At 64.4% G+C, this 22741-nt stretch carries 20 protein-coding genes and 1 pseudogene; 13 read left to right on the top strand and 8 right to left on the bottom strand.

Annotated elements, in window-relative coordinates; translation table 11 throughout:
* The first annotated feature begins 92 nt into the window (after positions 1-92).
* The 4 genes from rbfA (at position 93) to pnp (ending at position 4461) form a co-directional block, all read left to right on the top strand.
* A complete protein-coding gene (rbfA, locus tag ACNJX9_RS00205; RefSeq protein ID WP_057746969.1) occupies positions 93-536 on the top strand; it encodes a 30S ribosome-binding factor RbfA in 444 nt (147 codons plus the stop codon).
* On the top strand, positions 533-1651 hold the full coding sequence (gene truB, locus ACNJX9_RS00210) for a tRNA pseudouridine(55) synthase TruB (protein WP_439407476.1): 1119 nt from the start codon (positions 533-535) through the stop codon (positions 1649-1651). Before rbfA ends, truB begins: the two co-directional genes overlap by 4 nt.
* 2 nt (positions 1652-1653) lie before the next feature.
* Positions 1654-1923: a 30S ribosomal protein S15 gene (gene rpsO, locus ACNJX9_RS00215; RefSeq protein ID WP_008540131.1), complete on the top strand. Its 270-nt coding sequence runs from the start codon at positions 1654-1656 to the stop codon at positions 1921-1923.
* A gap of 375 nt (positions 1924-2298) precedes the next feature.
* Complete coding sequence (pnp, locus tag ACNJX9_RS00220) at positions 2299-4461, top strand: polyribonucleotide nucleotidyltransferase (protein WP_439407477.1); 2163 nt, start codon at positions 2299-2301, stop codon at positions 4459-4461.
* Between the two features lie 114 nt (positions 4462-4575).
* On the opposite strand, the gene katG is transcribed toward pnp, so the two are convergent.
* Positions 4576-6741 carry a catalase/peroxidase HPI gene (gene katG, locus ACNJX9_RS00225; RefSeq protein ID WP_439407478.1) on the bottom strand — a complete coding sequence of 722 codons (2166 nt, stop codon included), beginning with the start codon at positions 6739-6741 and terminating at the stop codon, positions 4576-4578.
* Positions 6742-6854: 113 nt separating this feature from the next.
* Here katG and ACNJX9_RS00230 point away from each other — a divergent pair, with 113 nt between their 5' ends.
* From ACNJX9_RS00230 to ACNJX9_RS00240, 3 genes and pseudogenes are all read left to right on the top strand, one after another.
* Complete coding sequence (locus ACNJX9_RS00230) at positions 6855-7781, top strand: hydrogen peroxide-inducible genes activator (RefSeq protein ID WP_057746977.1); 927 nt, start codon at positions 6855-6857, stop codon at positions 7779-7781.
* Positions 7782-7788: 7 nt separating this feature from the next.
* On the top strand, positions 7789-8253 hold the full coding sequence (locus tag ACNJX9_RS00235; protein ID WP_439407479.1) for a GNAT family N-acetyltransferase: 465 nt from the start codon (positions 7789-7791) through the stop codon (positions 8251-8253).
* Positions 8250-8376, top strand: a pseudogene (locus ACNJX9_RS00240) (glutathione S-transferase family protein); the annotation flags it as partial. The gene ACNJX9_RS00235 and the pseudogene ACNJX9_RS00240, both read left to right, overlap by 4 nt.
* 115 nt (positions 8377-8491) lie before the next feature.
* Here the strand turns inward: ACNJX9_RS00240 and fabI are convergent.
* The 3 genes from fabI to fabA form a co-directional block, all read right to left on the bottom strand.
* A complete protein-coding gene (fabI, locus tag ACNJX9_RS00245) occupies positions 8492-9292 on the bottom strand; it encodes an enoyl-ACP reductase FabI (protein WP_057752359.1) in 801 nt (266 codons plus the stop codon).
* Between the two features lie 173 nt (positions 9293-9465).
* Positions 9466-10689 carry a beta-ketoacyl-ACP synthase I gene (gene fabB, locus ACNJX9_RS00250; RefSeq protein ID WP_057752357.1) on the bottom strand — a complete coding sequence of 408 codons (1224 nt, stop codon included), beginning with the start codon at positions 10687-10689 and terminating at the stop codon, positions 9466-9468.
* A 39-nt stretch (positions 10690-10728) separates the two neighbouring features.
* Positions 10729-11250 carry a bifunctional 3-hydroxydecanoyl-ACP dehydratase/trans-2-decenoyl-ACP isomerase gene (gene fabA, locus ACNJX9_RS00255; RefSeq protein WP_057752353.1) on the bottom strand — a complete coding sequence of 174 codons (522 nt, stop codon included), beginning with the start codon at positions 11248-11250 and terminating at the stop codon, positions 10729-10731.
* Between the two features lie 349 nt (positions 11251-11599).
* Between fabA and irrA the strand changes: the two genes are divergently transcribed.
* Positions 11600-12088, top strand: a complete 489-nt coding sequence (gene irrA / locus ACNJX9_RS00260) for an iron response transcriptional regulator IrrA (RefSeq protein WP_057752350.1) — start codon at positions 11600-11602, stop codon at positions 12086-12088.
* Positions 12089-12264: 176 nt separating this feature from the next.
* Here the strand turns inward: irrA and ACNJX9_RS00265 are convergent, their stop codons facing one another.
* On the bottom strand, positions 12265-12795 hold the full coding sequence (locus ACNJX9_RS00265; protein ID WP_057752347.1) for an SH3 domain-containing protein: 531 nt from the start codon (positions 12793-12795) through the stop codon (positions 12265-12267).
* 313 nt (positions 12796-13108) lie between these two features.
* Between ACNJX9_RS00265 and ACNJX9_RS00270 the strand changes: the two genes are divergently transcribed.
* Positions 13109-14110 carry a 2-hydroxyacid dehydrogenase gene (locus ACNJX9_RS00270; protein WP_057752344.1) on the top strand — a complete coding sequence of 334 codons (1002 nt, stop codon included), beginning with the start codon at positions 13109-13111 and terminating at the stop codon, positions 14108-14110.
* 18 nt (positions 14111-14128) lie between these two features.
* On the opposite strand, the gene ACNJX9_RS00275 is transcribed toward ACNJX9_RS00270, so the two are convergent.
* On the bottom strand, positions 14129-14932 hold the full coding sequence (locus ACNJX9_RS00275) for a HesA/MoeB/ThiF family protein (RefSeq protein WP_057752341.1): 804 nt from the start codon (positions 14930-14932) through the stop codon (positions 14129-14131).
* A 91-nt stretch (positions 14933-15023) separates the two neighbouring features.
* On the opposite strand from ACNJX9_RS00275, the gene ACNJX9_RS00280 reads away from it, so the two are divergent.
* On the top strand, positions 15024-16385 hold the full coding sequence (locus ACNJX9_RS00280; RefSeq protein ID WP_439407480.1) for a serine protease: 1362 nt from the start codon (positions 15024-15026) through the stop codon (positions 16383-16385).
* A 3-nt stretch (positions 16386-16388) separates the two neighbouring features.
* On the opposite strand, the gene ggt is transcribed toward ACNJX9_RS00280, so the two are convergent.
* Positions 16389-18068: a gamma-glutamyltransferase gene (ggt, locus tag ACNJX9_RS00285; protein ID WP_439407481.1), complete on the bottom strand. Its 1680-nt coding sequence runs from the start codon at positions 18066-18068 to the stop codon at positions 16389-16391.
* A gap of 243 nt (positions 18069-18311) precedes the next feature.
* Here ggt and ACNJX9_RS00290 point away from each other — a divergent pair, with 243 nt between their 5' ends.
* A complete protein-coding gene (locus ACNJX9_RS00290) occupies positions 18312-19052 on the top strand; it encodes a nucleotide-binding protein (protein WP_439407482.1) in 741 nt (246 codons plus the stop codon).
* A gap of 339 nt (positions 19053-19391) precedes the next feature.
* Here ACNJX9_RS00290 and mutM read toward each other — a convergent pair whose 3' ends face one another.
* A complete protein-coding gene (gene mutM, locus ACNJX9_RS00295) occupies positions 19392-20297 on the bottom strand; it encodes a bifunctional DNA-formamidopyrimidine glycosylase/DNA-(apurinic or apyrimidinic site) lyase (RefSeq protein WP_439407483.1) in 906 nt (301 codons plus the stop codon).
* Between the two features lie 81 nt (positions 20298-20378).
* Here mutM and ubiE point away from each other — a divergent pair, with 81 nt between their 5' ends.
* Both ubiE and ubiB read left to right on the top strand, forming a co-directional pair.
* Complete coding sequence (gene ubiE, locus ACNJX9_RS00300) at positions 20379-21140, top strand: bifunctional demethylmenaquinone methyltransferase/2-methoxy-6-polyprenyl-1,4-benzoquinol methylase UbiE (protein ID WP_439407484.1); 762 nt, start codon at positions 20379-20381, stop codon at positions 21138-21140.
* Positions 21137-22711 carry a 2-polyprenylphenol 6-hydroxylase gene (gene ubiB / locus ACNJX9_RS00305; RefSeq protein WP_439407485.1) on the top strand — a complete coding sequence of 525 codons (1575 nt, stop codon included), beginning with the start codon at positions 21137-21139 and terminating at the stop codon, positions 22709-22711. The genes ubiE and ubiB overlap by 4 nt, the downstream gene beginning before the upstream one ends.
* Positions 22712-22741: the final 30 nt, after the last annotated feature.

Here is a 22741-nt window from a genome sequence, read left to right on the forward strand (position 1 = left end):
ATTTTTTCCGGCCATCCACGCTCCATTCGTTCAACAGGACAAATGACAATGCTCGTGTCCCAAACGCGGGCACGTTGAGGTGATTTTCGACCATGCCACGGCATCATCAGAAGAAGGGTTCCGCGCCCGGCGGCTCGCAGCGTCAGCTGCGCGTCGGGGAGCAGGTTCGCCACGCGATAGCCGATATTCTGGCGCAAGGCAGCGTGCATGATGCGGACCTCGAAGGCCACATCATCACCGTGCCGGAGGTGCGGATGTCGCCCGATTTGAAGCTCGCGACAATCTACGTGATGCCGCTCGGTGGCCGCGACACCGAGCTCGTCATCACTGCGCTCGATCGCAACAAGAAATTCCTGCGCGGCGAAGTCGCGCGGCGCGTTAACCTGAAATTTGCACCTGACATTCGCTTCCGCGTCGACGAACGATTCGACGAAGCGGAACGGATCGAGAAGCTTTTGCGAACACCTGCGGTGCAGAAGGACTTGGACAAGAATCCGGATCAGAACCCGGATTCGGATCGGGAAGAAGAACAATGATGATGAACCCCGCACACGGCGCGATCGGCAGCGATGAGGTCGATGCGCGCGAGGCGCAGCAAAATGGTTTTGCGGATATCGGCGGCAATGGAGAGCCGCATCGGGAGGCGCGTCGCGTCAACAACGATCCGCGTGCGAACAAGCACAAGGGCAATCAGGTGCGCCGCGATCGTCGCGACGTGCACGGCTGGGTCGTGCTCGACAAGCCGATCGGCATGACCTCGACGCAGGCCGTTGCCGTGCTCAAGCGCCTGTTCAACGCCAAGCGCGCCGGCCATGCCGGCACGCTCGATCCGCTCGCCTCCGGCGGACTGCCGATCGCGCTGGGTGAAGCCACCAAGACGGTTCCCTTCGTCATGGATGGCCGCAAGCGCTACCGCTTCACCGTGTGCTGGGGCGAGGAGCGCGACACCGACGATATTGAAGGCCGGGTCACCGCCACATCTGACCACCGCCCGACCCGGGAGGCGATTGAAGCCCTGCTGCCCCGTTTCACGGGAGTCATCGAGCAGGTTCCACCACGCTATTCCGCGATCAAGGTCCAGGGCGAGCGGGCCTATGACCTCGCCCGCGACGGCGAGGTCGTGGAGCTGGCCCCCCGCCCGGTCGAGATTCACCATTTAATCCTTGTAGATCAACCAGATAATGACCGGGCCGTGTTCGAGGCCGAGTGCGGCAAGGGGACCTATGTCCGGGCACTCGCCCGCGATATGGGCCGGATTCTCGGTACTTTCGGTCATATCTGCGCGCTGCGGCGGACCCTGGTCGGCCCATTCAGCGAAAATGACATGATTCCGCTGGATCAGCTGGAGGCTTTGTGCGATAGAGCCGCGTCCGGCGAGGGAAGCCTCGCCGACGCGCTGATGCCCGTTGAGACCGCGCTGGACGACATCCCGGCACTGGCCGTCACTCGGGCTGATGCGGCAAGGCTCCATCGGGGCCAGGCCGTTTTGTTGCGCGGACGGGATGCGCCCACAAGTAGCGGCACAGTCTATGTCACGGTGGCAGGCCGTCTTTTGGCGCTTGCTGAAGTTGGCAATGGCGAAATCATCCCCAAGCGTGTGTTCAACCTGACCGGCTTGACTGCCTCAACCGGTCGCAACGAGAGAAATTGACGATGTCGATTGCCGCAGAACGCAAAGCGGAAGTCATCAAGACGAATGCCACCAAGGCCGGTGATACCGGTTCGCCCGAGGTTCAGGTCGCGATCCTGTCGGAACGCATCAACAACCTGACCAACCATTTCAAGACCCACGTGAAGGACAACCATTCGCGTCGTGGTCTCTTGAAGCTGGTCTCGACCCGCCGCTCTCTCCTCGACTATCTGAAGAAGAAGGACGAGGCGCGGTACAAGGCGCTGCTCGAGAAGCACAACATTCGTCGCTAAGAGTTCTTGCGCGCGCCACTGGCGCGCGTTTTTGCGCGTGATTTCGAGCGAAAGCGCTTATTGCAGGGTTTTTGATCGAGGCTCACGCGTAAGTCCGGTGTGAGCGATGTTTCGCATCCGGGGGCATGAACAGCGAAGACCAAAGGTTCGGTGTTCGCGAACGTGCCGACTGACAGTCCAGCAGCAATCCGGCGGCTGGGCGCAACGGGCAAGGTGCCCGTATGACCCGAAAGGATGGACGCCATCCGACATCCAAAAACCATGGCAGGATCGCAGGACGCTGATCGCCCGCTCCGATCAGCGTCCTGCAATCTTGACATGGTTTTTGTTTTTCGAGCCGTCCCTTCTTTCGAGAACCCATGAAAGAAGACCTCTATGTTCAATAAGCATTCAGTCGAGATCGACTGGGGCGGACGCCCTCTCAAGCTCGAAACCGGCAAGATCGCACGCCAGGCCGACGGCGCCGTCATCGCCACCTATGGCGAGACCGTGGTGCTCGCCACCGTCGTCGCGGCGAAAGCGCCGCGTGAAGGCGTCGATTTCCTGCCGCTGACCGTCGACTACCAGGAAAAGACCTACGCAGCTGGCCGCATTCCCGGCGGCTATTTCAAGCGCGAGGGCCGTCCGACCGAGAAGGAGACGCTGGTCTCCCGCCTGATCGACCGTCCGATCCGTCCGCTGTTCGTCGACGGCTGGCGCAACGAGACCCAGGTGATCGCCACCGTGCTGTCGCACGACATGGAGAACGATCCTGACATCGTTGCTCTCGTGGCCTCCTCGGCCGCGCTGACGCTGTCAGGCGCGCCGTTCAAGGGCCCGATCGGCGCCGCCCGCGTCGGCTTCGCCAATGACGAGTTCATCCTCAACCCGACGCTCGACGAGATGGTCGACACCCAGCTCGACCTGGTCGTCGCCGGCACCGCGGATGCCGTGCTGATGGTGGAATCGGAAGCCAAGGAGCTGAACGAAGACATCATGCTCGGCGCCGTGATGTTCGGTCACCGCCACTTCCAGCCTGTGATCAACGCGATCATCGAGCTCGCCGAGAAGGCCGCCAAGGAGCCGCGCGAAGTCACCGTGATCGACAACGCCGCGCTCGAGAAGGAAATGCTCGGCCTCGTCGAGCAGGAGCTGCGCGCTGCCTACGCCATTCCGGTCAAGCAGGATCGCTACGCCGCGGTCGGCAAGGTCAAGGAGAAGGTGATCGCCCACTACTTCCCCGAAGGGCAGGAGCCGAAATACGACAAGCTGCGCGTCGCCGCCGTGTTCAAGGAACTCGAGGCGAAGATCGTTCGCTGGAACATCCTCGACACCGGCAAGCGCATCGACGGCCGTGACGTCAAGACCGTGCGCAACATCGTCGCCGAAGTCGGCGTGCTGCCCCGCGCCCACGGCTCGGCGCTGTTCACCCGCGGCGAGACCCAGGCGATGGTCGTGACCACGCTCGGCACCGGCGAGGACGAGCAGTATATCGACGCGCTGTCGGGAACGTACAAGGAGACGTTCCTGCTGCACTACAACTTCCCGCCCTTCTCGGTCGGCGAGACCGGCCGCCTCGGCGGCACCAAGCGCCGCGAGATCGGCCACGGCAAGCTGGCCTGGCGCGCGATCCACCCGGTGCTGCCGCCGCATCACGAGTTCCCCTACACCGTGCGCGTCGTCTCGGAGATCACCGAATCCAACGGCTCCTCGTCGATGGCTTCGGTCTGCGGCGCCTCGCTCGCGCTGATGGACGCCGGCGTGCCGTTGAAGCGGCCGACCGCGGGCATCGCGATGGGCCTGATCCTCGAAGACAAGCGCTTCGCGGTTCTCTCCGACATCCTCGGCGACGAAGACCATCTCGGCGACATGGACTTCAAGGTCGCCGGTACCGAAGCCGGCATCACCTCGCTCCAGATGGACATCAAGATCGAGGGCATCACCGAGGAGATCATGAAGGTCGCTCTCGGCCAGGCCAAGGAAGGTCGTATCCACATCCTCGGCGAGATGGCGAAGGCGCTCACCAACGCCCGCGCCGAACTCGGCGAATACGCGCCGCGCATCGAGACCTTCAAGATCGCCACCGACAAGATCCGCGAAGTGATCGGCACCGGCGGCAAGGTGATCCGCGAGATCGTCGAGAAGACCGGCGCCAAGGTCAACATCGAGGACGACGGCACCGTGAAGGTCGCATCCAGCGACGGCGAGGCGATGAAGGCCGCGATCAAGTGGATCAAGTCGATCGCGTCCGATCCGGAAGTCGGCCAGATCTATGACGGCACCGTCGTCAAGGTGATGGAGTTCGGCGCCTTCGTGAACTTCTTCGGTTCGAAGGACGGCCTCGTTCACATCAGCCAGCTCGCCGCCAACCGCGTGCAGAAGACCTCCGACGTCGTCAAGGAAGGCGACAAGGTCAAGGTCAAGCTGCTCGGCTTCGACGATCGCGGCAAGACCCGCCTGTCGATGAAGGTGGTCGACCAGGCCACCGGCGAAGACCTCGAAGGCAAGGACAAGGGCGGCGAGGGCGAGAAGGCTCCGCGCGAAGCAGCCGGCGAGTAATCGCTCAAGCCACGTCAGAAACACGAAGGGCGGCCGCAAGGCCGCCCTTTTTGTTGATGCTCGGATCTATCCGCCTGGTTCTTCACCTCTCCCCAACGGGGAGAGGTGAAGTACTCACGCCGCGAGGTCGAACCGGTCGAGGTTCATCACCTTGGTCCAGGCCTTGGCGAAGTCGGCCACGAACTTCTCCTTCGAATCCGAGGTCGCATAGACTTCGGCGAAGGCGCGGAGCTGCGAGTGCGAGCCGAAGATCAGATCGGCGCGCGTGCCGGTCCACTTCACCGCATTGGTCTTGCGGTCGCGGCCCTCATAGGAGCCGTCGGCCACCGGCGCCCACGCCGTGCTCATGTCGAGCAGGTTGACGAAATAGTCGTTGGACAGCGTGCCCACCTTGGCGGTGAAGACGCCGTGCTTCGACCCGTTCGCGTTGGCGCCGAGCACGCGCAGGCCGCCGACCAGCACGGTCAGCTCAGGCCCCGTGAGCTTGAGAAGCTGCGCGCGATCGACGAGCGCTTCTTCCTCCCGCATGAACTGATGCTTCTTGCCGACATAGTTGCGGAAGCCATCGGCCCGCGGCTCCAGCGGCGCGAAGGAGGCCGCGTCGGTCTGCTCTTGCGAAGCATCCATGCGACCCGGCGTGAAGCCAACCTTGACGTCGACGCCGGCATCCTTCGCCGCCTTCTCGACCGCGGCGGTGCCGCCGAGGACGATGAGATCGGCGAGCGAGACCTTCTTGGCGCCTGAGGACGCGTTGAAGTCCTTCTGGATCGCTTCGAGCTTGCCGAGCACCTTGGAGAGCTGGGCCGGCTGGTTGACCTCCCAGTCCTTCTGCGGGGCAAGACGGATGCGCGCACCGTTGGCGCCGCCGCGCTTGTCCGAACCGCGGAACGTCGAGGCCGATGCCCAGGCGGTCGAGACCAGCTCGGACACCGAGAGGCCCGAAGCCAGGATCTTGGCCTTCAGCGCGGCGATGTCCTGATCAGAGACCAGCTCGTGATTCACGGCCGGAATCGGATCTTGCCAGATCAGCGTCTCCTTCGGCACCAACGGGCCGAGATAGCGCTGGATCGGACCCATGTCGCGATGGGTCAGCTTGAACCAGGCGCGGGCAAACGCGTCCGCGAACTGATCGGGGTTTTCCAGGAAGCGACGCGAGATCTTCTCATAGGCCGGATCGAAGCGCAGCGAGAGATCGGTCGTCAGCATCGTCGGGCGATGCTTCTTCGACTTGTCGAAAGGATCGGGAATGATGGCGTCGGCACCCTTGGCCGTCCACTGGTTCGCACCGCCCGGGCTCTTCGTCAGCTCCCATTCGTACTTGAACAGGTTCTCGAAGAAGTTGTTGCTCCACTTCGTCGGCGTCGTGGTCCAGGTCACTTCGAGGCCGCTGGTGATGGTATCACCGGCGAGGCCCGTGGCGTGCTTGCTCTTCCAGCCAAGGCCCTGATCTTCCAGCGCGCCCGCTTCCGGCTCGGCACCAACCAGCGACGGATCGCCGGCGCCATGGGTCTTGCCGAAGGTGTGGCCGCCGGCGATCAGCGCAACGGTTTCTTCGTCGTTCATCGCCATGCGGAAGAAGGTCTCGCGGATGTCCTTGGCCGCGGCGACCGGATCCGGCTTGCCGTTCGGGCCTTCCGGATTGACGTAGATCAGGCCCATCTGCACCGCGCCGAGCGGCTCGGCGAGCTGGCGTTCGCCGCTGTAGCGCTCATCGCCCAGCCAGGTGCCTTCCGGACCCCAATAGAGCTCTTCCGGCTCCCAGACATCGGCGCGACCACCGGCGAAGCCGAACGTCTTGAAGCCCATCGACTCCAGCGCGACGTTGCCGGCGAGCACCATCAGATCGGCCCAGGAAATCTTGCGACCGTATTTCTGCTTGATCGGCCAGAGCAGCCGGCGCGCCTTGTCGAGGTTGGCGTTGTCAGGCCAGGAGTTGAGCGGAGCAAAACGCTGCTGACCGGCACCGGCGCCGCCGCGGCCGTCGGTGATGCGGTAGGTGCCGGCGCTGTGCCAGGCCATGCGGATCATGAGGCCGCCATAGTGGCCGAAATCGGCGGGCCACCATTCCTGCGAATCCGTCATCAGGGCGGTCAGGTCCTTGATGACCGCATTCAGGTCGAGCGTCTTGAATTCCTTGGCATAGTCGAACGCCTCGCCCATCGGATCGGACAGGCTGGAATTCCTGTGCAGCATGTCAATGCTGAGATTGGTGGGCCACCAGTCGCGGTTCGCTGGCACGCGTTTGCCGCCCGAAAACGGGCACTTCGAAGTGTCGTCCATGAATACCTCCTCTGGTGGCGTCCGACTGCGCCATTGACCAGGTCGAAGCACTCTAAGCGTCGCCTTCGATCAGGGGAAGTTGACTTTAATGATCGCTGCGATAGGTTTTTCTGATGATCAATCTGACGCTGCGCCAGCTGCGCTATTTCGACGCGCTCGCCCGCCATGGTCATTTCGGCCGCGCCGCGGAAGCCTGTTCCATCTCGCAGCCGGCCCTGTCGATGCAGATCAAGGAGCTGGAGGAGGCGCTCGGCGGGCTGCTGCTGGAGCGCAGCGCGCGCCAGGTTGCGCTGACCCGGTTCGGCGAGGAGCTCGCCCAGCGCGTCCGCGACATCCTGCGCTCGGTCGATGAGCTCGGCGATTTCGCCCGTGCCTCGCAGAACCGTTTTGCCGGGCGCCTGCGCATCGGCATGATCCCGACGATCGCGCCCTATCTTTTGCCCAAGATCACCAAGAATCTGACGCGCATGCATCCGGAGCTCGATATCCGCGTGCGCGAGACGATGACACCGCGGCTGATCCAGGAGCTGGTCGAAGGGCGGCTCGACACCGCGATCGTCGCCCTGCCGGTCTCCGAGCCCTCGCTCACCGAGGTCGCCCTGTTCGAGGAGAAATTCCTGCTGGTGCGGCCGGGCACGGATGCGGGCACCCCGGTGCCGTCGCGCGAGATGATGCGCGAGATGCGGCTGCTGCTGCTCGAGGAAGGCCATTGTTTCCGCGACCAGGCGCTGTCGTTCTGCAACATGCAGTCGGCGCCGCCGCGCGAGATGCTGGATGCGAATTCGCTGTCGACGCTGGTGCAGATGGTCAGCGCCGGCATCGGCGTTACCTTGATTCCGGAGATGGCGGTGTCGGTGGAGACGCGATCGGCGTCCGTCTCGCTGTCGCGCTTCCGCGACCCCGAGCCGTCGCGCACCATCGGCATGGTCTGGCGCAAGACCAGCCCGCTGGCGCGCCAGCTGCTGCAGATTTCCGAGGTGGTGTGTCTGTCGGCCGGCAAGGTGCGCGCGCGGCAGACCATGCGTGGGCAGAAGGCCTGAGTTGGTTATGCCCGATCTGATCATCCGCCCCGCCCGGGTCGACGAATATGACGAAATCGCTCGCGTCTGGATGGAGAGCTGGGTCTCGACCGGACTCGCCGAAGCCAGCGATTTCCTGCTGGCGAACCTGCGCGCCCGCGTCCGGCGCGAGATCGAGGACGGCTGGAGCCTGTTCGTCGCTGATGATCAGGGCACCATCGCCGCGATGCTGGCGCTGCATCTGCCAAAGCACTATCTCGACATGCTGTTCGTCGGGCCCGCCTATCAGGGTCAATCGCTCGGCCGGAAGCTGCTCGCCTTCACGCGCACGCAAATGCCCGACGAGATTGACCTGCGCTGCGTTCGCGAGAACGAGAAGGCCTGGCGCTGGTATGAGCGCGAAGGCTTTGTGTTCGAGAAGGAAGAGGTCGAACCGTCGAACGGGTTCGTGATGAAATACTATCGTTGGGAGCGCAAAGGGAGCTCGCCATGATCAAGCTCTACTGGTCACCCCCGCTCGCGATCGTTCTCGACGCTCTGGCTGATGGAAGAGAGCGGGCTGCCCTATGAACGGGTGCTGACCGACATTTCGACCGGCGCGCAGAAGGCACCGGACTGCGAGCTCTCGTAGGGCGGGCAAAGCGCAGCGTGCCCACCACTTGGTTGCGATGATTGAAAGATCGTGGGCACGTCGCTGACGCTCCTTTGCCCACCCTACGGCACTACGGCACCTATTCCGGCGCCTTCAGATCATCCGGCCTTGGCATCAGCACGATGTTATAGCCACTATCGACATAGTGGATCTCGCCGGTCACGCCGCCGGAGAGATCAGACAGCAGATATAGCGCCGAGCCGCCGAGCTCGTCGAGCGTGACGCCGCGACGAAGTGGCGAATGCTTTTGCATGAATGCAAACATCGCGCGCGCCTCGCCGATGCCGGAGCCGGCGAGCGTACGGATGGGGCCGGCGGAGATCGCGTTGACGCGGATGCCGCGCGGTCCGAAGTCGGAGGCGAGATAGCGCACCGAGGCTTCCAGCGCCGCCTTGGCGACGCCCATCACGTTGTAGTTCGGCATCGATCGCTCTGAAGCGCCGAAGGTCAGCGTCAGCATGCTGCCGCCGTCCGTCATCAGTTCGGCCGCGCGCTTTGCAACCTCCGTGAAGGAGAAGCAGGAGATCACCATGGTGCGCGAAAAATTCTCGCGGCTGGTGTCGGCATAGCGGCCCTTCAGCTCGTTCTTGTCGGCGAAGCCGATGGCGTGGATGACGAAATCGAGCTTGCCCCATTTTCCGCGGAGCGCGGCGAAGGTCGCATCGACGCTGGCGATGTCCTCGACGTCGCAAGGCAGCACCAGCTCCACGCCGAGGGACTCCGCGAGCGGCTTGACGCGCTTGCCCAAAGCTTCGCCCTGGAAGGTGAAGGCGAGCTCGGCGCCGTGGGCATGCAGCGTCTTCGCCATGCCCCAGGCGATCGAATGATCATTGGCGATGCCCATGATCAGACCGCGCTTGCCTTTCATCAAACCTTCCATTGCTTCCTAACTCCAATATTCGGGGTCATCGCCCGCCTCGTGCGCGCTTGCGCACTGGGGCGGGCGATCCAGTATTCCAGAGACCGTCGTGAGAAATCGAGAAGCCGCGGCGTACCGGATGCCCCGCTCCCGTGCGCAATTGCGCACTAGGCGGGGCATGACAGCGTGCACCGTCACACGTCCATGCGGCTGAACACCAGCGTGGCGTTGGTGCCGCCGAAGCCGAACGAGTTCGACAGCACGGTGCCGATTTTGACGTTGTCGATGCGCTTGCGCACGATCGGCATGTCGGCAAACACGGGATCGAGCTCCTGGATGTGCGCGCTCTCGCAGATGAAGCCGTTGTTCATCATCAGCAGCGAATAGATCGCCTCCTGCACGCCGGTCGCGCCCAGCGAGTGGCCGGTCAGCGCCTTGGTCGCCGAGATCGGCGGGCACTTCTCGCCGGCGCCGAACACGCGACGGAGCGCGTCGATTTCCGGCGGGTCGCCGGCCGGCGTGGAGGTCGCGTGCGGGTTGATGTAGTCGACCTTGGTCTTCACCGTCGACATCGCCATGCGCATGCAGCGCTCGGCACCTTCACCCGACGGCGCGACCATGTCGTAGCCGTCCGAGGTCGCGCCATAGCCGACGATCTCGCCGTAGATCCGCGCGCCGCGCGCCTTGGCGTGCTCGAGCTCTTCCAGCACCAGCACACCGGCGCCGCCGGCGATGACGAAGCCGTCGCGGTTGACGTCATAGGGACGCGAGGCGGTGGCGGGCGTGTCGTTGTACTTCGAGGACATCGCACCCATGGCGTCGAACAGCACCGACAACGACCAGTCGAGCTCCTCGCAGCCGCCGGCGAAGATGACGTCCTGCTTGCCGATCTGGATCGTCTCATAGGCATTGCCGACGCAATGGTTCGACGTCGCGCAGGCCGAGGAGATCGAATAGTTCACGCCCTTGATCTTGAACCAGGTCGCAAGCGTTGCCGACGCCGTGGACGACATCGCCTTCGGCACCGCAAACGGACCGACGCGCTTCGGTCCCTTGCTGCGGGTGATGTCGGCGGCTTCGACGATGGTGCGGGCGGACGGACCGCCGGAGCCCATGATGATACCGGTGCGAATGTTGGAGACTTCGTCCGGCGACAGACCGGAGTCCTGGATCGCCTGCTCCATTGCGATGTGATTCCACGCGGCACCCTGGCCGAGGAAACGCATCGCACGGCGATCGACGACCGTCGAAGGATCGAGCGTGGGCGCACCTTGCACCTGCGAGCGGAAACCGAGCTCGGCATATTTCTCGGCCCGCGAAATGCCCGACTTCGCCTCGTGAAGGCTTGCAAGCACTTCCTGGGTGTTGTTTCCGATCGACGAGACGATACCCATCCCGGTGACCACAACCCGCCTCATGACAGCCTCGCCTAAATCGTTGTCTTCTTGGTGATGTGCTTAGCCCAGGCTCGTGCCCTGCTTGAACAGGCCGACCTTCAGGTCCTTGGCGCGATAAATAATCTGGTCGTCGACCGAAAGCCATCCGTCGGCAATGCCGAGCACCAGCTTTGAACGCATCACGCGCTTGATATCGACATTGTACACAACCTTGCGGGCCTCGGGCAGCACCTGGCCGCCGAACTTCAATTCGCTGAGGCCAAGCGCACGGCCGCGACCTTCGCCACCGATCCAGCCCAGATAAAAGCCGACCATTTGCCACAGCGCATCAAGTCCGAGGCATCCCGGCATCACCGGATCGTTCTTGAAGTGGCAACCGAAGAACCAGAGGTCGGCCTTCACGTCGAGCTCGGCGCGCACCAGGCCCTTGCCGAATTCGCCGCCATTGTCGTTGATTTCCGTGATGCGGTCGAACATCAGCATCGGCGGCAGCGGCAATTGCGCATTGCCCGGGCCGAACATCTCACCGCGGGCACATGCCAGCAAATCTTCGTATTCGTAACCGTTGCGCCTGTTCAGCATGCGGAAGCCTCTGTTTGAACCCCGATTGAGCGGCGTTTCTGGCAAAAATGGGCCCCGTCCTGCTCGGACGGCAACACCGATTGCCGTCCTCAGGCGCCAATACCGAGAGCCGGATCGGCCGCGGGCCGGGCCCCAATGCCTGGCCGCGCCAAAATCGGTTGGGCGGAACCGCGCGCTCTCTAACACAGGCCTTTTCGGGTAGCAAAGCCGTCCCATGAAGGTAAAATGACGGAGCTTCGGGCCGGTTCCTCCCTGATTAGAACCAGTCTAGTTGCGAGAAACTTGCATCTGCATCTATCTGTCCATATATTGCAGACAGATAGTGTTCACGCGTGCCCGAATTCTGGAAATGAGCGAAAATAACGCGATCCGTCACGACGAAGATGCCCATGCGGCCCTTCTGTCCGGCCGCCAGCCGGCCCTGACCGGCTGCCCCTGGCACGACGTCAACGAAATGCTCCAATCTGCCGGTCTGCGCCCGACGCGTCAGCGTATGGCGCTCGGCTGGCTGCTGTTCGGCAAGGGCGCGCGCCATCTCACGGCCGAAATGCTCTATGAGGAAGCGACGCTGGCCAAGGTTCCGGTCTCGCTCGCGACCGTCTACAACACGCTGAACCAGCTGACCGATGCCGGCTTGCTGCGCCAGGTCAGCGTCGACGGCACCAAGACCTATTTCGACACCAACGTCACCACCCACCACCATTACTACCTCGAGAACAGCCACGAGCTGGTCGATATCGAGGATCCGCATCTGGCGCTGTCCAAGATGCCGGAGGTGCCGGAGGGCTACGAGATCGCGCGCATCGACATGGTCGTGCGCCTGCGCAAGAAGCGCTGAAGCGGTCTTCAACTGCCAGTTAGATCGTCATGGCCGGGCTTGTCCCGGCCATTTCCTTTCAGCTCGTCATTCCGAGGCGGTGCGCAGCACCGAACTATGGTGCGCACTTGCGCACCTGAGAATCTCGAGATCCCGGGTCTGGCGCTTCGCGCCATCACGGGACGACGCCTGCGCCGTCAATTCACCTGCTCGTCGGCATAGACGCCCCAGAGGCGCTCCTGCTGGATCCAGCCGTCAAAGCCGTTGCCGGTGACGTGGCACCAGCTGGTGGTGCATTTTTTCACCGTCGCCACGACGCCGGCCTGGAGCTTTGCGGCCACCGCGCTGTCGGGATCGGCGCGGTCATAGATCGGCGCGAGCTCGTCCTTGTTCTTCATGGTGACCACCGCAGTGCGGCGTCCCGACAGCAGGGAGTGATAGACCCAGCCCTCGGCGCCTTCGGAATCGCGCACCCGGCGCCAGTTCTCGAACTCGGCGGTGATTTCGACCGGCAGGCCGGCACGGGTGTAGACCCAGGCCACATCATTGTCCTTGGTCGGGCCGGCGCGGACGTTGACGTGATCCGATTTGAGGCTGACGTAGCGCGGCACCGGCAGGCCGCTGGCGGTCTGCGGCGTGGTGTCCTTGGCCGAGTGCGAGGGCCCGACCGAGGCGCTCCACCAGGTGCAAACGAGCGCCATCACCGAACAAAAACGCCCCAACGCCATCAACCGTCTCCTGTCGAAGACCCGGCTGAACCGGGTCCTCACCCCAAATTCCAAAACCTGCCCCGCAACGCCCCTCTCCCGCCCCACGCGGGTGTTCCCGATGCCAACTTGTCTTGGCCCGGCCTTCTGCTAGAGAGGACGGACGCTTGAACAACCAGTTTGCCCCGATTTTCCGGCCGGAAATCTCGGGAAAGCTTGAAGGAAACGCCGGGGACGACACGGCAAAGCCAGTGTCGAACAACCGGGTTAATGAGGCCTCAACAGCCGGCCTTTGGCGACAAAGGCGGCCTGCAACGCCTCATGAGGGCAGGACATGTCGGTGAAGAAAAAGCCCCTCGTCGTCGTGACGCGCAAGCTGCCGGACTCGATCGAGACCCGGATGCGCGAACTGTTCGACGCACGCATCAATCTCGACGACACGCCGATGTCGGCCGAGCGGCTCGCCGAAGCCGCGCGCACCGCCGACATCTTGGTTCCAACAGTCACCGATCACATCAGCGCCGACATCGTCAACCAGCCCGACTGCAAGCTGAAGCTGATCGCCAATTTCGGCAACGGCGTCGACAATATCGATGTCGAGGCCGCGCATGCCCGCGGCATCACCGTGACGAACACGCCGAAGGTGCTGACCGAAGACACCGCCGACATGACCATGGCGCTGATCCTGGCCGTGCCGCGCCGGATGATCGAAGGCGCCTCGGTGCTGACGGAAGGAAAGCCCTGGGCCGGCTGGTCGCCGACCTGGATGCTGGGCCACCGCATCGGCGGCAAGCGCCTCGGCATCATCGGCATGGGCCGCATCGGCCAGGCGGTCGCGCGCCGTGCCCGCGCCTTTGGCCTTCAGATCCACTATCACAACCGCCGTCCCGTCGCGCCGAAGATCGCCGAAGAGCTTGGCGCGACCTATTGGGAGAGCCTCGACCAGATGCTGGCGCGGATGGACATCATCTCGGTGAACTGTCCGCATACGCCGGCGACCTATCATCTGTTGTCGGCGCGACGGCTGAAGCTGATCCGCAAGGACGCCTACATCGTCAACACCGCGCGCGGCGAAGTCACCGACGAAGACACGCTGATCAAGCTGATCGAAGGCGGCGAGATCGGCGGCGCCGCTCTCGACGTCTATGAGCACGAGCCCGCAGTCAACCCGAAGCTGGTGCGGCTTGCGAAGGCCGGCAAGGTGATCCTGATGCCGCATATGGGCTCGGCCACGATCGAGGGCCGCGTCGAGATGGGCGAGAAGGTGATCATCAACATCCGCACCTTCCTCGACGCCCACAAGCCGCCGGATCGCGTGCTGCCGAGCATGCTGTGAGCTCGCAACCGATCGCGCTCACTCGCGGTGCACGCTGAGATCTTCGAACACGGGCCCATCGCCGTTGAGCGGATTGGCGGGATCGCGCGCATAGCGCAGCGTCTCGAAGCGCATCGCACGCGCATCGATCATCAGAAGGCGGCCGACGAGGCCCTCGCCGAAACCGACGATCTCGCGGATCGCCTCCAGCGCCATCATCGAGCCCATCACGCCCGCGAGCGCGCCCATGACGCCGGCCTCGGCGCAGGCCGGCACGGTGCCGGGCGGCGGCGGCTCCGGAAACAGGCAGCGATAGGTCGGATTGAATTCGCCCTGCTCGTTGGTCTCATGCGCGCGGATCGTGGTGAGCGAGCCGTCGAAGGTGCCCAGCGCCGCGGTGATCAGCGGCCGCTTGGCGAAGAAGCAGGCGTCGGAGGCCAGATAGCGCGTCGAGAAATTGTCGGAACCATCGAGCACGAGATCGTAATCGCCGATCAGCGAGAGCGCATTGTCGGCATTGAGCCAGGTGGCGTGGCCGACGAAGCGAACATGCGGATTAAGTTCGGCGATCCGCTCAGCCGCGCTCTCGACCTTGTGCCGGCCGATGTCGGGCGTGGTGTGGATGACCTGGCGCTGGAGATTTGACAGCGACACCACGTCGTCATCGACCACGCCGAGCGTGCCGACGCCGGCGGCGGCCAGATACATCAGCGCAGGCGCGCCGAGCCCGCCGGCGCCGATCACCAGCACGGAGGCCCGCTTCAGCGCGGCCTGGCCGGGACCGCCGACATCGCGCAGCACGATATGGCGGGCATAGCGTTCGAGTTCGTCCGGGCTCAGCACCGTCTCTTACTCCTGAACCAGCCCAACATTGTTCGCGACCAACGAGATGTGCTTCAATGGCAGCGCGTTCAATGGGCTGGCTGGATTTGTCATGAGATCGATGCTTGCGGCAACACTGATGTTGGCGTCCGCCACAGGCGCCGGCGCCCAGATGACAACGCCCCCGATCCCCGGCACCAAGCCGAAGGTGGTCCAGACCGTTCCGATCAAGCCGCCCGCCCTGCAAACACCCTCGGAAACCGCCGACGCGATGGCGCAGGCCGAGCGGTTGGCGCTGCAGTCCGACCTTGCCTGGGTCGGCCAATATAACGGCGCCATCACCGGCGACGTCAGCTCGCGCATGGTTGACGCCATCAAGGAGTACCAGAAGGCCAAGGGCGGCAAGCCGACCGGCGTGCTCAATCCGCAGGAGCGCGCCGCGCTGGCCGAGACCGCACGGCGCAAGCAGGACGGCGTCGGCTGGAAGATCGTGACGGAGATGACCAGCGGCGCGCGGCTCGGCATTCCCTCCAAGCTGGTGCCCAATCAGGCGACCGACGCCAACGGCTCGAAATGGAGCTCGCCGACCGGCACGGTGCAGGTGCTGCTGAACCGCCGCAAGGAGGCGAATCCGACCACCGCAAAACTTGCTGAAACCGAGAAGAAGCAGCCGGCCGGGCGTAAGGTCGACTACACCGTGGTGAAGCCCGACTTCTTCGTGCTTTCAGGGTTGCAGGGCCTGAAGAAGTTTTACGTGCGCGGCACGTTCAAGGGCGACGAGGTCCGCATCATGACGATCCTGTATGACCAAGCGATGGAGAACACGGTCGAGCCGGTCGTGATCGCGATGTCGAGCGCGTTCAATGCGTTTCCGTCGGGGCCGCAAGCCGGGCCGCCGCCGCGCAGGACCGTCGAGTACGGCACGGGTATCGTCGTCAGCGACGGCGGCGCGATTCTGGCGGACCGTCTCGTCACCGATGCCTGCCTTGCCATTACGATCGGCGGCTATGGCAGTGCCGACCGCCTCGCCGAGGACAAGGATCACGATCTCGCGCTGCTGCACATCTATGGCGCGCGCGGATTGAAGCCGCTCAGCCTGACCGGCGGCGTGGCGAAGACGAGTGTCGACGTCGTCGGCATCGCCGATCCGCAGAGCCAGGGCGGCGCGGCCGGCGTGTCGAGCGTCAAGGGCGCGCTGACGCCGGTGACCAGCAGCGACTCCGCGCTGTCGCCTCCGCCCGCGGTCGGCTTCTCCGGCGGCGCGGCCATCGACGGCGAGGGCAAGTTCGTCGGTGTTGCCTTGTTGAAGCCGGCGATGGTTGCGGGTCCCGCGACCTCGATGCCGGCGTCACAAGCGGTGATGGTCTCTGCGGAGACGGTGCGCGATTTCCTGAAGGCGAACGCCGTCCCGGCGAACGGCACGTCGACCGATGCGAAAGCCGCCGTCGTGCGCGTGATCTGCGTACGGAAATAACGCTCAACTCAGCCTGAACCTGATCCCCGCCTTCGCGAGCCCGCCGGAGATCCCGACCGGCGTGCCGTCTGCGCGCCAGCAGGCGGCGCCGGTCATGGTGCCGTCGTCGTGGAAGGCGATGCCGTTCATGCCGCCAGCGACGGTTGCGACCGGCTGGACCTCGTGACCGAGCGAGGCGAGTTTCGCGCGCACGGTCTCCGGCACGGCGTGCTCAACCTCGAGCGCGTTGCCTTCGGTCCAGACCCGCGGCGCTTCGACCGCTTCCTGCAAGCTCATGCCGTGGTCGATCAGGTTGACCAGTGCCTGCATCGCGCTCGGAAAGATGCGCTTGCCGCCGGGCAGGCCGAGCGCATAGCGCAGCTTGCCGTCACGCAGCGCCATCATCGGCGACATCGAGGTCGTCACGCGCTTGCCCGGCGCAAGCGACAGGGCATGGCCCGGCCGCGGATCGAACAGGTTCATGTAGTTGTTGGCGATGGCCCCCAGACCCGGGATCATGATCTTGGCGCCGAACAGATTGTTGATGGTCTGCGTGGTCGCGACGACATTGCCAAAGCTGTCCGCCGCCGTCATATGCGTGGTGTGCGCGCTTTCGAGCTGGGTCACGCCGGCGCCAAAGGCCTGCGCGCGCGCCGGATCGATGGTGCGACGGCGCTCCTCGGCATAGGCCTTCGAGGTCAGCTTCTCCACGGGCACGCCGACATAATCAGGATCGCCGCTGGCCGCGGCGCGATCGGCGAAGGCGATCTTGAGAACCTCGGCGAGGTAGTGAATCGTCTCCGACGTGCCGAAGCCGAGGCGGCCGATGTCGTAGCCTTCAAGAATATTCAACATCTGCGCGATGTGCACGCCGGAGGCCGCGGGTGGCGGCGGGCCCAAAATGGTCCAGCCGCGATAGTCGGCGCGGATCGGCTGCCGCTCGACGGTTTTGTAATTGGTGAGATCGTTGCGGCGGATGAAGCCGCCTGATTTCTCCATGTAGTCGACGAGGATGTCGCCGAGCGGTCCCTCGTAAAGAGCCTTCTCGCCGTGATCGGCGATGGTGCGGAGCGTCTCGGCATATTCTGATTGCACCACGCGCTCGCCGACCTTGAGCGGCTCGCCACCGGGCAAATAGATCGCCGCGATCGGCTTGTCCTTGCGCATCGTGGCCGCGCTCTCGCTGATGCATTCATGCAAATATGGCGTGACTGCATAGCCACGCGCGGCATGCTTGATCGCGGGCTGCATGACGTCGGCAAGCGACATGGTGCCGAACCGTTGCAGCGTCTCGCACCAGGCTTTCAGCGAGCCTGGCGTCGCGACCGCCTTTGGACCGTTGAGGTTCTCATTGCCGACGGTGTCGAACACGTCATGGGCCGAGCCCGGCTTCGAGGTGTAGGTGGTGTCGTGCACCGAAGCGGGCACGGTGCTCTGTCCATCGATGACGCGGTGGCTGCCGTCGGCGAGACGAATATGCGCCATGCCGCCGCCGATGATGCCGACCATCATCGGCTCGACCACGGTCAGCGTGAACAGCGTGGCTATGGCAGCATCGACAGCGTTGCCGCCGGCGGCCAGCATCTCGGCTCCGGCGCTGGACGCCAGCGGGTGGTTGCTCACAACCATGCCGCGGCTCGAGACCGCCGGCATCTTCTGGCATTCAAAGCTCGTTGCCGTCCGGTCGCGCCAGTTTCCGCCCATGCCTGATGTCCTTCCTGTTCGCGATACCGAGCACATCACACGCGGGATGACGGGTCCAGTAATGGTACGGATTAGCTGGCATTCCTGATTCTGCCATCATCGCTACCGTTGATTCGGACATCCGCGGTCCCTTTGGATCGGGCAGGGCACGTCCTGAGCGAGAAGAGCTCAGCATCGAAAAAACGATGCACGTTCGCGTGGCGTGATCCCAAGACCCAGGCACTCCAAAGGATTCAACTCTCCATGCACACGATCGTACTCGCCACCCAAAAGGGTGGCAGTGGCAAGAGCACCCTCGCCATCGGCCTCGCGCTGGCCGCCAAGCAGGCCGGCTTCACCGTTCGCCTGATCGAGACCGACCCGCAGGGCACCCTCTCCAACTGGTCGCGCCGCCGCAACAACGACGATGTCGTGGTCGAGCCGATCTATCACGCCGCCGATTTCGCGCCGCGACTGAAGATGCTGGCCGACAGCGGTCTCCAGCTCGCGATCGTCGACACCGCAGCCGGCCTGTCCGCCGCGACCACCGCCGCGATCCGCTATTCCGACCTCTGCCTGATCCCGGCCCGCCCGAGCGTCGCCGACATCGAGGCGACCGCCTCCACCGTCAGCGTCGCCCGCGCCTGGAAGCGGCCCTACAGCTTCGTCTTGAACCAGACGCCGATCCGCGGCCAGCGCATCGACAACGCGGCCAACACGCTCGCCGAGGAAGCCGCGCTCGATCTCGCTGACGTGCTCGCCCGTCCGCTGATCGTGATGCGCAACGACCACCAGGACTCGCTCGCCTCGGGCCTTGCCGTCAGCGAGTTCGCGCCGAGCGGCAAGTCGACCGAGGAGGTCCGCGGCCTCTGGCGCTGGATCGAGACCCGCCTCGAGCTCTCCGCCGGCAATCTCCTGATCGATCAGGTCCTGTCGGCGGTCCACGAAGTGCTGCATGCAGCCAGCGGGCTGTCTGCGGGCGAGACCACAGTTCTGGCGTCCTGAGCGGGGCGATCGCTCCAGGCGCGGGCGGGCTCGTCGCCATCCGATGAATGAACCCAAGCGACGAAGCAATCCGGCCACCAGCCCGGCCGGGCTGCTTCGGTCGTTTTTGGCGCGGGCGAATGTGTCCTCGAACAAATCTCGAAAACAACCCCATGCACAGTAGAACCGCTTCCGGTCATGGCGAACCGGTGACGGAGCGCAGGCATTTGACCTGTCGGGCTAAATAGCCGCGCGCGAGCTTTCGTAGCCCGGATGGAGCGAAGCGCAATCCGGGGCATCTGCATCTGTCGCGCAAAGGTCCCGGATTACGCTTCGCTCCATCCGGGCTACGAAGCTAAGTCACTTCTGACATTTCGGACACCAGAAGGTCGAGCGGCCGTTCTGGGTGAAGCGCCTGATCGTGCCGCCGCAGCGCGGCGTGGTGCATGTCTCGCCTTCGCGGTCATAAACCTTGAAGGAGTGCTGGAAATAGCCGAGCTCGCCCGAGGTCTGGCGATGATCGCGCAGTGACGAGCCGCCGGCCTTGATGGCGTCGTTCAGCACGGTGTGGATCGCAGCGACCAGGCGCTTGGCGTGATCCGTCGGCTCACCCCCGGCAACGCCCTTGCGTTGTCCGGACTTGGTCGACAGCGTCGCGGCGATCCGTCGTGGCGACAGGTGCGCCCGGTGCAGCGCTTCGCAGACATAGATGTTGCCGAGCCCTGCCACCACGCGCTGGTCGAGCAACGCGGCCTTCAGGCTGGTGGTCTTGTCCTGGCAGGCGCGCGCCAGCATCGCGGCGTCGAACTCGTTGCCGAGCGGCTCGGGACCGAGGCCGCGCAGCAGCGGCTCGTCCTCGAGCGCATGGCGCGCAATCACTTTCATGTAACCGAAGCGCCTGGGATCGTTGAAGATGATGTCGGCGCCCGAGGACATCCGAAACAGCACGTGATCATGCGCGGAGTCCTTGCCCTTGGGATAGTGAAATTCGCCTGATACAGCCTCGTTGTCGGGCTTGATGACGCGGAACGAGCCCGACATGCCCAGATGCATCAACAGCACGTCGCCGGAGCCGAGATCGGCCATGAGATATTTTGCACGGCGGCCGAGCCCCGTCACGATCTGTCCCTGCAGCCGGGCCACGAAATCGGGCTGGAACGGAAAGCGCAAATCCGGCCGGCGGGCCTCCGCGACGACGATTTTCGCACCCTCCATGACGGGCTGAAGGCCGCGGCGGACGGTCTCGACTTCGGGCAATTCAGGCATGGTCAGGCATTCACCTTATGAAGGCGGTGTGATAGCGCCATTGCGGCGGGCGGGCTATGGTCCGCTCCACGGAGTAGAGTAATGGATCGGCCGGGCGAAACCACGCATTTTGGCTTCAAAGACGTTCCCCTGGGGGACAAGCAGACGCTGGTGAACGATGTGTTTCACAGCGTGGCGTCGCGCTATGACTTGATGAACGATTTGATGTCCGGTGGCCTGCACCGGGTCTGGAAGGACATCATGATCAACACGCTCGACCCGCCCCGCAGCGACCGGCCGTTCGCGTTGCTCGACGTGGCCGGCGGCACCGGCGACATCTCGTTCCGGGCTGCCAAGGCGGCGGGCCCCGGCTTCCACGCCACCGTCTGCGACATCAATTCCGACATGCTCGCCGTGGGCCGCGAGCGTGCGGCCAAGCGCCATCTCGAGGGCCAGGTCGATTTCGTCGAGGGCAATGCCGAAGCGCTCTCCTTCGCCGACCGCAGCTTTGACGCATATACGATCGCTTTCGGCATCCGCAACGTGCCGCAAATCGACAAGGCGCTGCGCGAGGCCTATCGCGTGCTGAAGCCCGGCAGCCGCTTCCTGTGCCTGGAATTCTCCACCGTCGAGGTGCCCGGTCTCGACAAGCTCTACGATCTGTTCTCGTTCAAGGTGATCCCGCCGCTCGGACGCATGGTCACGGGAGATGCCGAGTCCTACCAGTATCTGGTCGAATCGATCCGCAAGTTTCCGAAGCCTGCCGCCTTCGCCGACATGATCCGCGAGGCCGGCTTTTCCCGCGTCAGCTGGCAGACCCTGACCGGCGGCATCGTCGCACTGCATTCGGGCTGGCGTTTGTGATCTCTGCCATCACCCACATCACGCGCCTGATCCGCGCCGCGTTCGTGTTTGCGCGCGAGGGCGTGTTCGGCGCCGTCGACCCGAGCCTGGTGCCTGCGCCCGGACAGCTGGCGCTGAAGCTGGCGCGGCTCGTCGAACGCCGCGGCGCCAAGCAGGGGCCGCGGATCTCGCGCGCGCTGACACGAATGGGCCCGGCCTATCTCAAGCTCGGCCAATTCCTGGCGACGCGCCCCGACGTCGTCGGCTTCAACATGGCGCGCGACCTCGAAAGCCTGCAGGACCGCCTGCCGCCGTTCTCGCAAGCCGAAGCGGAAGCTGCGATCACCACCTCGCTGGAACGGCCGCTGACGGATGTGTTCGCAAGCTTCGGACCGCCGGTCGCGGCCGCCTCGATCGCGCAGGTGCATCGCGGCGAGGTCTTGCGCGACGGCATCCGCAAACCCGTCGCGATCAAGGTGCTCAGGCCCAACGTGGCGGCGCGCTTCCGCCGCGACCTCTCCGATTTCTTCTACGTGGCACACAAGGCCGAGGCCTATTCGGCGGAGGCACGGCGCCTGCGCCTGGTCGAAGTCATCAACACCATGTCGCGCTCGGTCGCGATGGAGATGGACCTGCGGCTGGAAGCGGCTGCGCTGTCGGAGATGGCGGAGAATACGGAAGGAGATCCCGATTTCCGCGTGCCCGCCGTCGACTGGGACCGCACCACGCACAACGTGCTGACGATGGAGTGGATCGACGGCATCGCGCTGAACGATCACAAGCGGCTCGCCGAGGCTCAGGTCGACCTGCCCGATCTCGGCCGCAAGGTGATCCAGAGTTTTCTGCGCCACGCGCTGCGCGACGGCTTCTTCCACGCCGACATGCATCCGGGCAATCTGTTCCTCGATGACGCCGGCCGTCTGGTCGCGGTCGATTTCGGCATCATGGGCCGGCTCGGCATGAAGGAGCGGCGCTTCCTCGCCGAGATCCTGCTCGGCTTCATCACCCGCGATTATCGCCGCGTCGCCGAAGTGCATTTCGAGGCCGGCTACGTGCCCTCGCACCATTCGGTCGAGAATTTCGCGCAGGCCATCCGCGCCATCGGCGAGCCGATCCACAACCGCACCGCCGAGGAAATCTCGATGGCGCGGCTGCTCACGCTGCTGCTGGAGGTTACCGGCCTGTTCGACATGACGACGCGGCCCGAACTGATCCTGCTGCAGAAGACCATGGTCGTGGTCGAGGGCGTGGCGCGCGTTTTCGATCCCAGGCTCGATATCTGGAAGGTCGCTGACCCCGTGGTGCGGGAATGGATCGAGCGCAATCTCGGACCGATCGGACGGGTGCAGGGCGCGCTCGCCGGCGGCGGCGATCTCGCCAAGGTGCTGATGCGCCTGCCTGATATCGCCCAGCGCTCGGTCGCGGTGCTGGAGCAGCTCGAGACCATGACCCGGGAAGGCCTGCATCTGTCGCCGGAGAGCATCGCCGCCATGGGCCGCAGCGAGGGCCGCAAGAACCGCTGGCGCACCGTGGCCGTCTGGATCATCGCCGTGACCTTCATCGGCATCCTGATCGCCGTCCGGAATCTGTGACGCCAAAAGCTTGATTGCACTGCAATCACG

This window comes from Bradyrhizobium sp. BLXBL-03 (genome assembly GCF_051853015.1).
Classification (GTDB): Bacteria; Pseudomonadota; Alphaproteobacteria; order Rhizobiales; family Xanthobacteraceae; genus Bradyrhizobium; species Bradyrhizobium manausense.

What these genes read in the sequence shown, in the direction of transcription:
- rbfA (WP_057746969.1), top strand. Translation starts at nt 93, where the DNA reads ATGCCACGGCATCATCAGAAGAAGGGTTCCGCGCCCGGCGGCTCGCAG.
- truB (WP_439407476.1), top strand. Translation starts at nt 533, where the DNA reads ATGATGATGAACCCCGCACACGGCGCGATCGGCAGCGATGAGGTCGAT.
- rpsO (WP_008540131.1), top strand. Translation starts at nt 1,654, where the DNA reads ATGTCGATTGCCGCAGAACGCAAAGCGGAAGTCATCAAGACGAATGCC.
- pnp (WP_439407477.1), top strand. Translation starts at nt 2,299, where the DNA reads ATGTTCAATAAGCATTCAGTCGAGATCGACTGGGGCGGACGCCCTCTC.
- katG (WP_439407478.1), bottom strand. Translation starts at nt 6,741, where the DNA reads ATGGACGACACTTCGAAGTGCCCGTTTTCGGGCGGCAAACGCGTGCCA.
- ACNJX9_RS00230 (WP_057746977.1), top strand. Translation starts at nt 6,855, where the DNA reads ATGATCAATCTGACGCTGCGCCAGCTGCGCTATTTCGACGCGCTCGCC.
- ACNJX9_RS00235 (WP_439407479.1), top strand. Translation starts at nt 7,789, where the DNA reads ATGCCCGATCTGATCATCCGCCCCGCCCGGGTCGACGAATATGACGAA.
- fabI (WP_057752359.1), bottom strand. Translation starts at nt 9,292, where the DNA reads ATGGAAGGTTTGATGAAAGGCAAGCGCGGTCTGATCATGGGCATCGCC.
- fabB (WP_057752357.1), bottom strand. Translation starts at nt 10,689, where the DNA reads ATGAGGCGGGTTGTGGTCACCGGGATGGGTATCGTCTCGTCGATCGGA.
- fabA (WP_057752353.1), bottom strand. Translation starts at nt 11,250, where the DNA reads ATGCTGAACAGGCGCAACGGTTACGAATACGAAGATTTGCTGGCATGT.
- irrA (WP_057752350.1), top strand. Translation starts at nt 11,600, where the DNA reads ATGAGCGAAAATAACGCGATCCGTCACGACGAAGATGCCCATGCGGCC.
- ACNJX9_RS00265 (WP_057752347.1), bottom strand. Translation starts at nt 12,795, where the DNA reads ATGGCGTTGGGGCGTTTTTGTTCGGTGATGGCGCTCGTTTGCACCTGG.
- ACNJX9_RS00270 (WP_057752344.1), top strand. Translation starts at nt 13,109, where the DNA reads ATGTCGGTGAAGAAAAAGCCCCTCGTCGTCGTGACGCGCAAGCTGCCG.
- ACNJX9_RS00280 (WP_439407480.1), top strand. Translation starts at nt 15,024, where the DNA reads ATGAGATCGATGCTTGCGGCAACACTGATGTTGGCGTCCGCCACAGGC.
- ggt (WP_439407481.1), bottom strand. Translation starts at nt 18,068, where the DNA reads ATGGGCGGAAACTGGCGCGACCGGACGGCAACGAGCTTTGAATGCCAG.
- ACNJX9_RS00290 (WP_439407482.1), top strand. Translation starts at nt 18,312, where the DNA reads ATGCACACGATCGTACTCGCCACCCAAAAGGGTGGCAGTGGCAAGAGC.
- mutM (WP_439407483.1), bottom strand. Translation starts at nt 20,297, where the DNA reads ATGCCTGAATTGCCCGAAGTCGAGACCGTCCGCCGCGGCCTTCAGCCC.
- ubiE (WP_439407484.1), top strand. Translation starts at nt 20,379, where the DNA reads ATGGATCGGCCGGGCGAAACCACGCATTTTGGCTTCAAAGACGTTCCC.